At 71.8% G+C, this 13,655-nt stretch carries 15 protein-coding genes; 6 read left to right on the top strand and 9 right to left on the bottom strand.

The genetic code is table 11. The features are described 5' to 3' along the window. Positions 1–72: 72 nt before the first annotated feature. Positions 73–1,860, top strand: a complete 1,788-nt coding sequence (locus Dvina_RS12230) for an ABC transporter ATP-binding protein (RefSeq protein ID WP_281428383.1) — start codon at positions 73–75, stop codon at positions 1,858–1,860. 51 nt (positions 1,861–1,911) lie between these two features. Beyond that, on the top strand, positions 1,912–2,148 hold the full coding sequence (locus Dvina_RS12225; RefSeq protein WP_223102555.1) for a hypothetical protein: 237 nt from the start codon (positions 1,912–1,914) through the stop codon (positions 2,146–2,148). A gap of 71 nt (positions 2,149–2,219) precedes the next feature. On the opposite strand, the gene Dvina_RS12220 is transcribed toward Dvina_RS12225, so the two are convergent. The 6 genes from Dvina_RS12220 to Dvina_RS55150 all read right to left on the bottom strand — a co-directional run bounded on the left by Dvina_RS12220 (position 2,220) and on the right by Dvina_RS55150 (position 6,951). Beyond that, entirely contained in the window at positions 2,220–2,681 is a 462-nt protein-coding gene (locus Dvina_RS12220) for a TspO/MBR family protein (protein ID WP_223102554.1), read from the bottom strand. Positions 2,682–2,828: 147 nt separating this feature from the next. Further along, on the bottom strand, positions 2,829–3,113 hold the full coding sequence (locus Dvina_RS12215; protein WP_223102553.1) for a hypothetical protein: 285 nt from the start codon (positions 3,111–3,113) through the stop codon (positions 2,829–2,831). Between the two features lie 119 nt (positions 3,114–3,232). Continuing rightward, positions 3,233–4,144, bottom strand: a complete 912-nt coding sequence (locus tag Dvina_RS12210) for a glycoside hydrolase family 88 protein (protein WP_246656175.1) — start codon at positions 4,142–4,144, stop codon at positions 3,233–3,235. A gap of 4 nt (positions 4,145–4,148) precedes the next feature. Further along, positions 4,149–4,616, bottom strand: a complete 468-nt coding sequence (locus Dvina_RS12205; protein ID WP_223102552.1) for a nitroreductase family deazaflavin-dependent oxidoreductase — start codon at positions 4,614–4,616, stop codon at positions 4,149–4,151. A 12-nt stretch (positions 4,617–4,628) separates the two neighbouring features. Continuing rightward, the gene (locus Dvina_RS12200) at positions 4,629–5,915 is read right to left on the bottom strand and encodes an AI-2E family transporter (RefSeq protein WP_223102551.1); all 1,287 of its coding nucleotides are present in this window, start codon (positions 5,913–5,915) and stop codon (positions 4,629–4,631) included. A 52-nt stretch (positions 5,916–5,967) separates the two neighbouring features. Then, on the bottom strand, positions 5,968–6,951 hold the full coding sequence (locus Dvina_RS55150) for a hypothetical protein (RefSeq protein ID WP_281428382.1): 984 nt from the start codon (positions 6,949–6,951) through the stop codon (positions 5,968–5,970). A 280-nt stretch (positions 6,952–7,231) separates the two neighbouring features. Here Dvina_RS55150 and Dvina_RS12190 point away from each other — a divergent pair, with 280 nt between their 5' ends. The 3 genes from Dvina_RS12190 (at position 7,232) to Dvina_RS12180 (ending at position 8,829) form a co-directional block, all read left to right on the top strand. Further along, positions 7,232–7,525: a DUF3040 domain-containing protein gene (locus tag Dvina_RS12190; protein ID WP_223102550.1), complete on the top strand. Its 294-nt coding sequence runs from the start codon at positions 7,232–7,234 to the stop codon at positions 7,523–7,525. Between the two features lie 193 nt (positions 7,526–7,718). After that, positions 7,719–7,904, top strand: a complete 186-nt coding sequence (locus Dvina_RS12185) for a hypothetical protein (protein ID WP_223102549.1) — start codon at positions 7,719–7,721, stop codon at positions 7,902–7,904. A gap of 184 nt (positions 7,905–8,088) precedes the next feature. Further along, a complete protein-coding gene (locus tag Dvina_RS12180) occupies positions 8,089–8,829 on the top strand; it encodes a 3-keto-5-aminohexanoate cleavage protein (protein ID WP_223105487.1) in 741 nt (246 codons plus the stop codon). 222 nt (positions 8,830–9,051) lie between these two features. On the opposite strand, the gene Dvina_RS12175 is transcribed toward Dvina_RS12180, so the two are convergent. Together Dvina_RS12175 and Dvina_RS12170 are read right to left on the bottom strand one after the other, a co-directional pair. Next, on the bottom strand, positions 9,052–9,879 hold the full coding sequence (locus tag Dvina_RS12175) for a Sir2 family NAD-dependent protein deacetylase (protein ID WP_223102548.1): 828 nt from the start codon (positions 9,877–9,879) through the stop codon (positions 9,052–9,054). Between the two features lie 4 nt (positions 9,880–9,883). Then, a complete protein-coding gene (locus Dvina_RS12170; protein ID WP_246656174.1) occupies positions 9,884–10,465 on the bottom strand; it encodes a phytanoyl-CoA dioxygenase family protein in 582 nt (193 codons plus the stop codon). Positions 10,466–10,696: 231 nt separating this feature from the next. On the opposite strand from Dvina_RS12170, the gene secA2 reads away from it, so the two are divergent. Beyond that, a complete protein-coding gene (secA2, locus tag Dvina_RS12165) occupies positions 10,697–13,024 on the top strand; it encodes an accessory Sec system translocase SecA2 (protein WP_223102546.1) in 2,328 nt (775 codons plus the stop codon). A gap of 62 nt (positions 13,025–13,086) precedes the next feature. Here secA2 and Dvina_RS12160 read toward each other — a convergent pair whose 3' ends face one another. Beyond that, a complete protein-coding gene (locus tag Dvina_RS12160; protein ID WP_223102545.1) occupies positions 13,087–13,608 on the bottom strand; it encodes a type 1 glutamine amidotransferase domain-containing protein in 522 nt (173 codons plus the stop codon). Positions 13,609–13,655: the final 47 nt, after the last annotated feature.

The raw sequence follows: 13,655 nt of genomic DNA, 5'->3' as shown, positions 1-13,655 counted from the left end.
AGATAGCAGGGGATGGTGTTGTTGCCTCATAGTGAGGTACCCTCAGCATATTCCGACAGAGAGGAGCTCCCGTTGGAGCCCAATCCCCCCACCCGCGCCCGCGGGTCCCGTAAGCTCTCCGCCGCCGAGAAGGAGCAGGCCAAGCACGTCTCGCTGGCCCGCATCGGGCGGCTCTTCACCCAGCACCGCGGCCGGCTGGCCGGCGTCGTGCTCATCATCGTGGTGTCGTCGATCCTCGCGATGGCGTCACCGTTCCTGCTTCGCGAGGTCATCGACCGGGCGCTGCCCGAGCGTGACGTGCGCCTCCTGGTCTGGCTCGTCCTCGGCATGGTCGCCGTGGCCGCCGTGACCGCCGCGCTCGGGGTGGTGCAGACGTGGCAGTCGACGAAGGTCGGCCAGCTGGTCATGCACCGCCTGCGCGTCGACGTGTTCACGCACCTCCAGCGCCAGTCGGTCGGCTTCTTCACCCGGACCCGCACCGGTGAGGTGCAGTCCCGCATCACCAACGACATCGGCGGGATGGAGGCGGTTGTCACCAACACCGCCACGTCCATCGCCTCGAACCTGACCACCGCTGTCGCCACCGCCGTGGCCATGGCCGCGCTGTCGTGGCGGCTGTCGCTCGTCTCGCTCGTCGTGCTGCCGCCCGCGATCTACCTGACCCGCAAGGTCGCGAGCATGCGCCGCGAGATCACCGCACAGCGCCAGCGCGAGCTGGCCGACCTCAACGTGACGATCGAGGAGGGGCTCTCCGTCAGCGGCGTGCGCCTGTCCAAGACGATGGGCGCGGGCGGCGCCGTGATCCGCCGCTTCACCGAGTCCTCCGAGCGCCTGATCGACCTGGAGCTGCGCTCCGAGCTGGCCGGGCGCTGGCGGATGGCCTCGATGAGCATCATCTTCGCGGCCATCCCCGCGATCATCTACCTCAGCGCCGGGCTGCCGATGACGGCCGGCTCGCTGAGCATCGGCACCCTCGTCGCCTTCACCGGGCTGCAGGCCGGGCTGTTCCGGCCGCTCATGGGCCTGCTCGGGGTCGGCGTGCAGCTGACCAGCTCGCTGGCGCTGTTCGCGCGGATCTTCGAGTACCTCGACCTGCCCGTCGAGGTCGCCGAGCCCGCGTACCCGAAGCCGCTGCCCGCCGTTCGCGGGCACCTGCGGTTCGAGGACGTCACGTTCGCCTACCCGGGCAGCGAGACGGCGGCGGTCGCCGGGGTCTCCCTCGACGTGCCGGCCGGGACGTCGCTCGCGCTCGTCGGCGAGACCGGCTCGGGCAAGAGCACGATCGCCGCGCTCATCGCCCGCCTGTACGACCCGGGCTCCGGCCGCATCACCATCGACGGCGTGGACCTGCGCGACCTGCGGCTGGCCGATCTCGCGTCGGTCGTCGGGGTGGTGAGCCAGGAGACGTACCTGCTGCACACCACGGTCCGGGAGAACCTCCGCTACGCCAAGCCCGACGCGACCGACGCCGAGATCGAGGCGGCGGCCGCGGCGGCCCGCATCCACGACCTCATCGCGTCACTGCCCGAGGGCTACGACACGGTGGTGGGCTCGCGGGGCTACCGCTTCTCCGGCGGCGAGCAGCAGCGCATCGCCATCGCCCGGACGCTCCTGCGCGACCCGCGGATCCTGGTGCTCGACGAGGCGACCAGCGCGCTTGACAACGAGACCGAGCGGGCCGTGCAGCGCGCCTTCGACGATCTGGCCGAGGGCCGCACCACGATCACCATCGCGCACCGGCTCTCGACGGTCCGCGCCGCCGACCAGATCGCCGTCGTCGACCACGGCCGGATCATCGAGCGCGGCACCCACGACAGTCTGGTCGCCGGCGCCGGGGCCTACGCGACCCTTGCCGCATGATTCGGGGTAGACCCTGATGACGGGGTGGCACGGCCGGGGCATGCTTGATGCATGGGTCGTTTCCTGGTTGGTGCCATCGCGGTCGTCGTGGGCCTCTTCGTGGTCGGCGCGATCGCCTCATGGGTGTTCCACGCCCTGTTCAGCGTTCTGGGCTACCTGATCCTCGGCGCGCTCGTGGTCGGCGGCGGCATGTGGCTCTACGGCCGGGCCAAGCGCGGCCTCGGCAGCACCCGCAACCAGAACCGCATCGAGGCCGGCCTCTCCACCTGGCGCCAGCGCAACCGCTGACCTCCGGCTCCCGACACCACCGGCGAGCGAGCGCCCGGACCGGTCGGCACCGCCCGGCCGGACGGCACCGCTCAGTTGCGGCGGGCGATCGACGCGTTCAGCGCTGTCGCGAAGCCGGTCCAGGCCACGTAGGGCGCGAGGGCGGCACCGGCCGTGCGGTCGGCCTGCCACGCGCGCCGCAGCAGGTCGAGGTTCGAGGCGTTGAGCAGCGCGATCTCGGCCAGCGCGGCGCGGGGCCGGCGCGCCCCGAAGAAGACGGCCGTCCAGCCGGCGTTCAGCGCCAGGTTTGCCGCATACGCCACGGCGAACTCCCGCCGCGCCCGGCCCCGCGACGCATCCAGGGCGCGCGCCCCGGCGAACGCGATGAGCCCGTACAGCGGCGTCCACACCAGCGGAAACGCCTTCGGCGGCGGCTGCCACGGCGGCTTCTCCAACTGCCGGTACCACCTGTCGCCGGGCCGTGTCACCAACGACCCGATCCCGGCCGCGACGGTCACCGCGGCGGTCGTCTTGAGCCAAGTCGGAACGTGCATGCCTCCCTGGTACCCGAAGTCACCGCCCCCTCACCACGAAGAGCCCGCCGCGCGGGACCACCGCGCCGCCACACAGCGCCGACCCGGCCGACACGAGCCGGCCGCCGCCCGCGGGCCGGCGAGGAGCGCCGGCCGACCGATGGAGGCTCAGCGCGGCCGGACCTCGAGCACCCGGGTCGCCGGGACGGCGGGGCCGTAGCGCTCCCGCAGCGTCTGCCGGTCGGGATCGGCCAGGAACGCCGCCAACCCGGACCGCCGCGCGAAGCGGATGGTCTGCACCTCGGTCTCGCCGCTGGTCAGCCGGGCCTCGAGCGCGCCACCGTGCCGGGTCAGCAGGGCCAGCACCTCGTCCTCGTAGCGAGCCGACTCCGGCTCCGCCCCGGCCACCAGCTCGACGAGCGCCACCAGCAGCAGTTCCCCGTCATCCGTCACGGGACAAGCGAAGCACAGGACCGCGCCGCCGTGTGCGCCGGCTTCCCGAGCACCTCCGCGACCACACCGATCGGTGGGTGCTGCGGGACGAGTGGCCGGGCCCGAGTCGGCGGGTGGCCTCAGCGCCGGCTGGCGGCCTCGGCCAGCAGGTAGAACGCCTGGGCCTCGGCGGAGGTGCCGGGGCGGTCGAACGTCGGCGCGCCGCAGACCGAGGTCACCAGGCCGTCCACCACGTACGGCGCGACGGCGGCGCGCAGCGAGTCGGCGGTGGCGCGGTAGGAGTCCGGGAGCCAGCCGTCGGCGACGCCCGTGTATGCGGTGTAGGCGAGCATCTGGGCCAGGTTCGCCTCGCGGAACGACTGCGGGTCGTCGAGGACGTCGCCGAACAGGCCGTCGCTGCGGCGGTACACCAGGCAGGCGTCGAGGACCTCGCGGGCGTGGGCGGACAGCTGCGGTGCCAGCTCGGGTGCGTGCCGGACCGCTCGGGCCAGGCCGGCGGCGACCCAGCCGCTGCCCGTCCCCCAGAGCTTGGGGCGGTTGTCGGCGGCCGCGTAGAGCCCGTCGCGGCACAGGTGGCGGCGATGGCCCTCGGCCTGCTGGACGGCCAGGTCGAGCCGGCCGGCCGCCGCGAGGGTCGGCACGACCATGTAGACGGAGTCGGCCCAGATCTCCGGGGCGTCCAGGACGTGGTAGAGGGTGCCGTCGGCGGCTCGGGGCGCGCGGTCGGTGATCCACTCCAGTTGGCGGCGCGCGGCCTCGGTGAGCCCCAGACGTACGACTCCCGGGAATATGGCCGCCGAATTCACCGCGCCGCGCTCGTTGCCGATGGTGCCCAGCCGCCCGTCGGCGCTCTGGTGGACGGCGGCGTCGCGCGACAGGCGGTCGGCGAGGTCGAGCTCACCGAGGTCGAGCAGGGCGTGGATGGCCACGCCCTGCTCCCAGTTCTGCCGCTGCATGGCCAGCAGCGTGAGCAGGACCTCGGGCCGGCCTCCGGGCCCGGTCGGCGGCGCGGCGGCGGGGCCGCTCGCCACGGACTCAGTGTTCCTGGTCGGCGGCCGGCGCTTGCGAAGGCTGCGGGGTCAGGACGAAGACGGGGATCTGGCGGTCGGTCTTCGTCTGGTACTCGTCGTAGTGCGGCCACGCCTTGTTGGCGCGCTCCCACCACTGCTGCCGCTCCTCACCCTGCACCTCGCGGGCCGTGTAGTCCTTGCGGACCGGGCCGTCCTGGAGCTCGACGTGCGGATTGGCGACGAGGTTGTGGTACCAGACGGGGTGGGTGGGTGCGCCACCCTGCGAGGCGACGACCGCGTATTCGCCGTCGTGCTCGACCCGCATGAGCGGGGTCTTGCGGATCTTGCCTGACTTGGCGCCGACGGACGTCAGCACGATGACCGGCCGGCCGTTCATGGTGTTGCCCTCGGCACCGTTGGTGCGCTCGAACAGCTCCACCTGGTCGCGGGCCCGGTCGCTGGGGCTCGGCTCGTACTCACCGGACAGCGGCATGCTTGGTGCTCCTCACGTGTCGTGGATCTCTCTGGCGACGCTACCCTCCCGCGCCGCCGCACCGGCCCGCTCCTCGGCGTCCTCCTCGCGTTTCTCGTCCTCGTCGGTCGGCTCGGTCCCGGGCGGCTCGCGGTCGTCGGTCGGCTCGCCGCCGGGGTGCTCGGCGAGGTAGCGGATCGCGGTGTTGCCGACCGCGAGCAGCGGCACGGCCACGAGCCCGCCGACGATCCCGGCCACCACGACACCCGTGGTGATGGCGAGGATGACCGAGAGCGGGTGCAGGGCCACCGCCCGCCCCATGATGAGCGGCTGCAGGACATGACCCTCCAGCTGTTGTACCGCGATGACGACGCCGAGCACGAGCAGCGCACTGACCGGGCCGTTGGTGACGAGCGCGACGAGCACCGCCACGGCGCCCGACAGCGTGGCCCCGACGACCGGGATGAACGCGCCGAGGAAGACCAGGGCGGCCAGCGGCAGGGCGAGCGGGACGCGGATGACGGCCAGGCCGATGCCGATGCCCACCGCGTCGACGAACGCCACCAGGACCGTGGCCCGCACGTAGGAGACGAGGGTGTACCAGCTGTAGTGCCCGGCCCGCGCGACGGGGAGGCGGCCCTGATGCGGCAGCAGCCGGCACAGGAACGTCCAGATCGACCCGCCGTCGCGCAGGAAGAAGAACAGCGTGAACAGCACCACGAAGAACCCGGTGAGCACCTCGCCGAGCGTGGTCGCGGTGCTCAGCGCGCCGGAGGTCAGCGCGCCGCGGTTGGACGTGAACTGCTTGCGCAGCGAGTCCATCGCGTCGTTGAGCTGCTGCTGGGAGATGTGGAACGGGCCGGCGGCCAGCCATCGCTGGATCTCGTTGAGGCCCTCGGTGACCCGCCCCGAGAGGTTGTCGAACTGGGCGATGAACGTGTACACGATGACGCCCAGCCCGCCGAAGACCAGGAGCAGGCCGCCGACCAGGACGATCGCCGCGGCCAGTGACCGGTTCAGGCCGCGTCTGCGCAGCGCGCCGGCGGCCGGCTCGAGCAGTGCGGCCAGCAGAATCGCCACGACGACCGGGATGACGACCAGGCGCAGCGCGGAGATGAGGCGCAGCAGCAGGTACGCGGTCAGGATGAACAGCACCAGCCGCCAGGCCCAGGCCCCCGCGACCTTGACGCCGCGGGGGATGCCATCCTCCACAGTGGACGCCGGCCGCACCTCGACCGGGCCGGCGAACGGCGGAATCTCGCGGACCGTGCTGAGGCGGGTCCGCGCCCGTTCGCCGACTTGCGTAAACCACTGGGTCATGTCCCGGCGTGTACCCCTTTGCGGCGGTGGCCAACCAGGGGGCGCCGGCGGGTTACTTCTGGCGGTCGTACCGGGAGAAGTCGTCGTCGTTGTCCTTGCTGGACGTGCGCCAGATATCGCCGTTGCAGGTGTACTTCACCGGGTCGAGGTTCGGCTCCAGCTCGATCTTGCCGGCCTGGGTGCCGTCGACGCTGATCGTGACGGTCGTGGTGGCCTCGCCACCGGCGTAGGAGATCTGGCCGTCCTTGGTGCTGACCTTCCACTCCGTGCGCCCGGCCCAGGTCGCGGTCACGGTCCGCCCGTCGTCGGTCTTGCCGCTGTAGACGGTGTTGGTGTCGTCCTCGATGGCGCTGCCGTCTTCCTTGATCTCCCAGATCTTGCCGCCGCCGTTCATCTTGACCTTCGTCAGGTTGCCGCGCTTGGCGGTGTCGGTGCCGGTGAGGTCGACGAGCTTCTGGTACGAGGTCTGCTTCCACTTGCCGACCAGGCACTTGTCGACCGGGCCGGCCTGCGCCGACGACGCGGCGGCCGGGTTGGCCGGCGTGTCCGGGCCGCGGTTGAGCGCGACGACGACGATGGCGACCACGACGACCACGAGCAGCACCGAGCTGGCGACGAGCATCCAGAGGAACCGCCTGCTGCGCCCCCCGCCGTCACCCACGGGCGGGGCCGGGGTCAGATAGTCCGGCTGCGGCTGCTGGTAGGCGGGCGGCTGCTGGTAGGCCGGGGGCGCGCTGTAGGGCTGCGACGCGTACGGCACCGCCGAGTAGGGCTGGGAACCCTGCTGCGGCTGCTGGTACTGCGGCTGCTCGTACTGCTGCGGCTGCTCGTACTGCTGCGGCTGCTCGTACTGCTGCGGCTGCTGATACTGCGGCGGGTACTGGGGCGGCGGCTGCTGCGGGTAGCCCGGCGGCTGCGGCTGCTGGTACTGCGGATACTGCGGCGGCTGCTGGGGCTGCTGCGGCGGGTACTGCGGCTGCTGCTGGGGCGGGTAGCCACCGTTCGGGTCGGGCTGCTGCCACTGCCTCGGGTCCACGATCCCTATCCTCCCCCATGCCACGGCACGGTTACTGCGTGCTACGCGTCTCGCGATGTTCACTCGCGGCTAGCGCGCCATTCGCCGTCGAGAATGGCATACGCCGACATCTTTCGCAGGTCGCCCGATCCGACATTTGCCGCGAAACGTCACGGCGCTGACCAGCAGAATTCGAGTTGACGCCAACTGGTGGACCCATAGCGGCGCTTTGTGTGTGACGATCGATCGGAGCGGGTACACGTCGCGCACCGGGCAGGCCCGTCGGAGGAGGTTGGGCGTCATGCTCAGCGAGAGCGAGCAGAAGCGGCTCGCAGACATCGAAGCCGCGTTGCAGAGTGACACGCGCTTCGTCAATGGTTTCAACCGGGCCCTGACCCGCCGGATCACGCCTCGCCGGGTGATCTCGGTGACCATGGCCATAGCCGCCGTCGTCGGCGTCATCATCGGCCTGGCCGCCGGCAGCGTCTTCGGGACGGTGCTGGCGCTCTGCGCCATCGGTGTGGCGGGCGGCGTCTGGACCTACCGGTCTCCCCACACGGAGCCCCCGGCTCCGCAGATAACCCCCGATCACTGAAGACACCCCAAGCACTTCGCGCTCCCCGGCCCGCTCCCCCGCGGCCGGGGATTCGCACATCCAGGCCGCTCACCGGCCCGGCCCACCCCCGGCGTACTGCTGCGCGCCCACCCGCGCGCACGCACCATCGGCTTGCTCACCAGTGGGGCGCACGCATCGCCGGGTAACGCCTTCGCGCGTCCTCACCGACGGCATGGTGCGGCCCATCGAGGCGACGGTGAAGGGCGGCTCGACGACCCGGCCGGTGGCGACGCGGCGGCCGGCCGCCGTGTCCCGTGAGCGGGCCGGCGCGCCCCAGCGCTACCCCGACATCGCGGCCGCCACCGAGTTCCCGGCCGGTTCTGGACTCCCGTCATCGACTTCCCGACCACCGAGCTGAACGGCAGATCAGCACCGACAAACCCCCCGAAAAGTCGGGCACTCCGTGCCGCGACTTTTCAGACTTATCGCCCGACAAGACATATGTCGGTAAAGTGCGTTTCAACGCACCGGCCCACTCGTTCGTGGATCTAGCCGCGCGTGATCTTGCCGAGTCCGTTCCGGAAGGTAACAGTTGTACGGTGATGTCCCCGATTGCCCGGCTCAAAGTGGCGCTCAACGGCAGCCGGCCCGCCGGCGCCCACCCGGCCCTGCCCTGCACGCCTGACGAGCTCGGCGCGGCCGCCCAGGGAGCCGTCGCCGCCGGAGCCGAGGCCGTGCACCTGCATGCCCGCGGTGAGGATACACGCGAGTCGCTGGAGGCGCAGGACATCGGGGCGGCGGTCGCGGCCGTGCGGCGGACCTGCCCGGCCACACCCGTCGGCGTCAGCACCGGGCTGTGGATCACCGGCAAGGATGTCACGAAACGCCAGGAGGCGGTGGCGGGGTGGGCCGGGCTGTCGCGGTACCAGCGGCCGGACTTCGCCTCCGTGAACGTGTCCGAGCCCGGGTTCACCGAGCTCGCGGCCACCCTGCAGGAGCTCGACATCGCCGTCGAGGCCGGGGTCTGGACGCTCGGCGACGCCGACGCCCTGTCGATCGCGGGCGGCGTCCCGCGGGTGCTCGTCGAGATCATGCGGGCCGGCGACGACCCCGAGGCGATCCTGCGCCGGCTCGACGAGTTCGGGGTGGCCGGCGAGCGGCTCCTGCACGGCGAGGGCGAGCACTGCTGGGACCTGGTCGCGCTGGCCGGGCGGCTCGGGCTGCCGACCCGCATCGGCCTCGAGGACACCCTGACCGGCCCGGACGGCGAGCCGGTGGCCGACAACGCCGAGCTGGTCCGCCTGGCGCTGTCGGTCTGGTCGAGCGCCCGCTCCATCGCCTAACGCGCCGCCCCGGGCCCGATCCGCAAAAACCCGGCCACCGACGCCCGACGAACCCAGGCCACCGGCGCGCGACGAAAGCCCGGGCCGCCATAGAGCCCAGAGCCCGGGCCGCCAAGAACCCAGAGCCCGAGCCGCGAAGAGCCCAGAGACCAGAGCCCGGGCCGCCAAGAGACCAGGCGGCCAGGGCCCGGGGCCGCGAAGAGCCGGACGCCCGGCCATCGCTCAGTTGCGCAGGTCCCACGCCACCTTCGAGAGCACGGCACCCAAGGGGGCGTCCAGCAGCAGCGAGGCCAGCCCGTCGCCGCGGGTCGGGCCCTGGTTGACGATCGCCACCGGCAGCCCCAGCTTCGCCGCCCGGACCACGAACCGGCGACCGGACATCACGGTCAGCGAGGAGCCCAGCACGACAAGCGCCGCCGAGCGCTCCACCAGGTCGAAGCAGGCCTGCACGCGCGGCGCGGGCACCGTCTCGCCGAAGAAGACCACGTCCGGCTTCAGCATGCCGCCGCAGTCCGTGCAGTCCACGACCGCGAAGCCGGCCGCCTGCTCGTCGGTGAGCTCCACGTCGCCGTCGGGGTTGAGCGCCCCGGCCTCGGCCGCGTAGCCGGCGTTGGCCGCGCCCAGCCGGGCGTCGAGCAGGTCGCGGCCCGAGAGCTGCCCGCAGTCCAGGCAGATCACCCGGTCCAGGGCGCCGTGCAGCTCGATGACCCCGGCCGCCCCGCCGGCCTGGTGCAGGCCGTCGACGTTCTGCGTGATGACGCCCGTGAGCAGGCCCAGGTCCTGCAGCCGGCCGACCGCGTGGTGGCCCGCGTTCGGGGCGGCCCGGGCGATGGTGCGCCAGCCCAGGTGGCTGCGCGCCCAGTACCGCCGCCGCGCGATCGGGTCACGGGTGAACGTCTGGTAGGTCATGGGCTGGGCGTTGCCGCGCCGCAGCCCGCTCGGCCCGCGATAGTCGGGGATGCCCGACTCCGTCGACAGGCCCGCCCCGCTGAGCACGAGCACCCCACCCTTGCCCACGAGCGCGCTCAGCGCCGCGACTGACTGTTCCACGCCATCAAATATGCCTCGCGACGGGGTATGCGGAGTCGACGAAGGGCCCGGACTCGAAATACGGCGCCGACGGGTGCAGCGCCGGCTGGCCCATGAACCGGGGGCGGTCGCCGTGGTGCGGCTGGGCGGCGTGGACGAGGAACGGGTGGCAGAGGTACACGTCGCCGGCCTTCCCGGTGGCCAGGACCTGCTCCCGGTGCGCCGAGGCCGCGGCCAGCCGGGGGCCGAGCTCGTTGCCCCAGGCCCCGCGCTCGCCGTAGGGCGCCAGCACCGCGTAGGCGTCGCGGTGCGAGCCGACCCGCACCCGGGTCGGGGCGTTGTGCTCGTCGACGTCGGTGAAGAGGAACAGCATGAGCAGGGCGCGACCGCGGGAGTGCACGTTCGTCCAGAAGCCCGTCTCGCCCGGCGGGGTGTAGCTGCCCTCGATGTGCCAGCCGGCGTCGTCGGGCTCCTCCTCGTGCGGGAAGCGCAGGGGAAACGAGCCGAGCTCGGTCCGCGGGGCCCAGCGGCCGGGGCCGACGAGCGCGTCGAACGCGTCGAGCAGGACCGGCTGGTTGGCGGCGGCGGTGAAAGGTTCCTGGGCCATGCCGCCCACCCAGTACACCGGCCTGGTCCAGGTGGCGGGGTCATCCGGCTCGGCCTCGATCTGCGCCCAGAGCAGCTCTTCGCACTGAGCTGCGGTTTCCCGCGGTACACCCGAAGGGATCTTGATAAAACCGTCCCGGACAAACCGCTCGATCTCTCCAGAATCCACCTCTGGACAAAACCACGTGACGGGGCGCACAGGCAACGCAGTTCCCGACGTATCGTGTTCGGCATGGGTTTGGTGAGCAAATTCAACGCGTGGCGACGGAAGCTGCAGGAGCAGCCCGGCACCACGATCGACCTCGAGCCGATGCGCGCCCTGCTGCCGGAGATCGAGGAGCGCGAGGCCGAGCTGTCCGAGCTCACCGATGACGAGCTTCGTGCCGCCGCCAAGGCACTGCACCAGCGGGAAGATCCCAAGGACTTCGTCGAGGCGTGCGCGCTCGGCCGGGAGGCGGCCAAGCGGGCTCTCGACGAGCGGCCCTACGACGTGCAGCTGCTCGGCGCGCAGGTCCTGCTGGCCGGGCACGTCGTGGAGATGGCCACCGGTGAGGGCAAGACGCTCACCGCCGCGATCGCCGCCGCCGGCTACGCCGCGATGGGCCCGGTCCACGTCATCACGGTCAACGACTACCTGGCCCGCCGCGACGCCGAGTGGATGCGGCCGGTCTACGAGCTGCTCGACCTGACCGTCGGCTGGGTCAACGAGTCCTCGACGGCCGAGGAGCGGCGCGCCGCCTACGCGAAGGACATCACCTACGTGTCGGTGTCCGAGGCCGGCTTCGACCTGCTGCGCGACTCGATCGTGACCGACACCGCCGACCGGGTGCACCGCGAGTTCGCGACGGTCATCGTCGACGAGGCCGACTCGATCCTGATCGACGAGGCCCGGGTGCCGCTGGTGCTGGCCGGCTCGACGATCGCCGAGGAGGACCAGCCCACGGCCATCGCCGAGATCGTCAGCGGGCTGCACCGCGACCGCGACTACGAGGTCGTCGACGAGGGCCGCACCGCCCACCTGACCACCCGCGGCCTGGCCAAGGTCGAGTCCGCGCTCGACGTCGACCTCTACGCCGAGGACAACGTCGACATGCTGACCGCCGTCAACCTGGCGCTGCACGCCGAGGCGCTGCTGGTGCGCGACGTCGACTACATCGTGCGCGACGAGCGGGTCGAGCTGATCGACGAGTTCCGGGGCCGGGTCGCCCAGCGGCGCCGCTGGCCCGACGGGCTGCAGGCCGCGGTCGAGGCCAAGGAGAAGATCAGGAGCAGCGGCGGGGGTACCGTGCTGCAGACCATCACGGTGCAGGCGTTCCTGACCCAGTACAAGCGGATCTGCGGCATGACGGGCACCGCGATGCCCGTCGGTGACCAGCTCCGCGAGTTCTACAAGCTCGAGGTCGCGGTCATCCCGCCGCACCTGCCCAACATCCGCAAGGACTGGCCCGACCGCGTCTACGCCTCCGCCGAGGAGCGCGACATCGCCGTCGTCGCCGAGATCGTCGCCATGCACAACACCGGCCGCCCGGTCCTGATCGGCACGCTGAGCGTCGCCGAGTCCGAGCGCCTCGCCGCCACCCTCGCCGAGGAGGGCGTGGAGTGCGTGGTCCTCAACGCCAAGAACGACGAGGCCGAGGCCGGGATCGTGGCCGAGGCCGGCGCCTTCTCCGCGGTGACCGTCTCGACCCAGATGACCGGCCGCGGCGTCGACATCCGCCTCGGCGGCAGCGACGAGAAGGAGCGCGAGCGGGTCGCCGAGCTCGGCGGGCTGTTCGTCATCGGCACCGCGCGCAACGACTCCCGGCGCATCGACGACCAGCTGCGCGGCCGCGCCGGCCGGCAGGGCGACCCCGGTGAGTCGATGTTCTTCGTCTCGCTCGAGGACGAGCTGATCGAGCGCTACGGGCCCGAGCCGATGCCGATGGGCCAGGCCGACGCCGAGGGCGCGATCGAGGACGAGGACGTCCGGTGGGCGATCGGCTCGGCCCAGCGGGTCGCCGAGACCGTCAACCTGGAGATCCACCGCAACACGTGGCGGTACAACTACCTGCTCGACCAGCACCGCCAGCTGCACGCCAAGCGGCGCGAGGAGCTGCTCACCACCGACGCCGCGGGTGAGCTCCTGGCCGAGCGGTCGCCGGACAAGTACAACGAGCTCGCCGAGGAGCTGGGCGAGGAGGCGCTGCTGCGCATCGCCCGGACGATCGCCCTGTTCCACGCCGACCAGGCGTGGTCGGAGCATCTGGCCGACATGAGCGAGCTCCGCGAGGGCATCCACCTGCGCGTCCTGGGCTCGCAGGACCCGCTCGACGAGTTCCACCGCGAGGCCATCCCGGCCTTCCGCGGTCTCCTCGCGGAGATCGACAACCGCACGGTCGCCGAGTTCGAGGAGCAGGAGATCACCGGGCCCGACTGGGAGCCGGCCGACGCGGGCCTCGTGCGGCCGAGCGCCACCTGGACCTACGTGGTCAGCGACAACCCGTTCGGATCCGAGATGGAGCGGTTCTTCGCCGGCATGGTGAAGCTGTTCCGCAGTGGAAAAGGCGTCAAGAAGAGCTGATTTCGTGGGTACCGCGAGAGGCCGCCACTCGACACCGAGCGGCGGCCTCTTCGTGCCCGTTGTTAACGGTCGAGCGCCTCGGTGAGCGCCTGGTTGAACATCGGCAGGTCGTCCGGCTTGCGGCTGCTGATGAGATTCCCGTCGACCACGAGCGGCTCGTCGACCCAGGTGGCGCCCGCGTTGCGGAAGTCGGTCCGCATCGACGGCCACGAGGTGAGCCGCTTGCCGCTGACCGCCTCGGCCTCGATGAGCACCCACCCGCCGTGGCAGATGACCGCGATCGGCCGGCCCAGCGCCGTGAACTCACGCACGAACTCGACCGCCTCCGGCTGCCACCGCAGCAGGTCGCCGTTGGCGACACCGCCCGGCAGGACCAGGGCCCCGAAGTCGCCCGCCCGGGCGTCGGCCACCGTCATGTCGACAGTGAACGAGTCGGCCGGGTCCAGGTGGTGAAACGCCTGGACCTTGCCCGGCTCGGGCGAGATCAGCCGCGGGTTGTGCCCCGCGTGCTCGACCGCCTTCCAGGGCTCGGTCAGCTCGGCCTGCTCGATTCCCTCCTTGGACACCAGGAACGCGACATCCATCGTGCTCGTCTCCTTTCGGTGGTGCAGGTTCTCCCCTCCCCTACCCG

This window comes from Dactylosporangium vinaceum, from assembly GCF_019904175.1.
Classification (GTDB): Bacteria; Actinomycetota; Actinomycetes; order Mycobacteriales; family Micromonosporaceae; genus Dactylosporangium; species Dactylosporangium vinaceum.
Note: the sequence above shows the minus strand (reverse complement) of the source record. Positions and strands in the feature narration are given on the sequence as shown.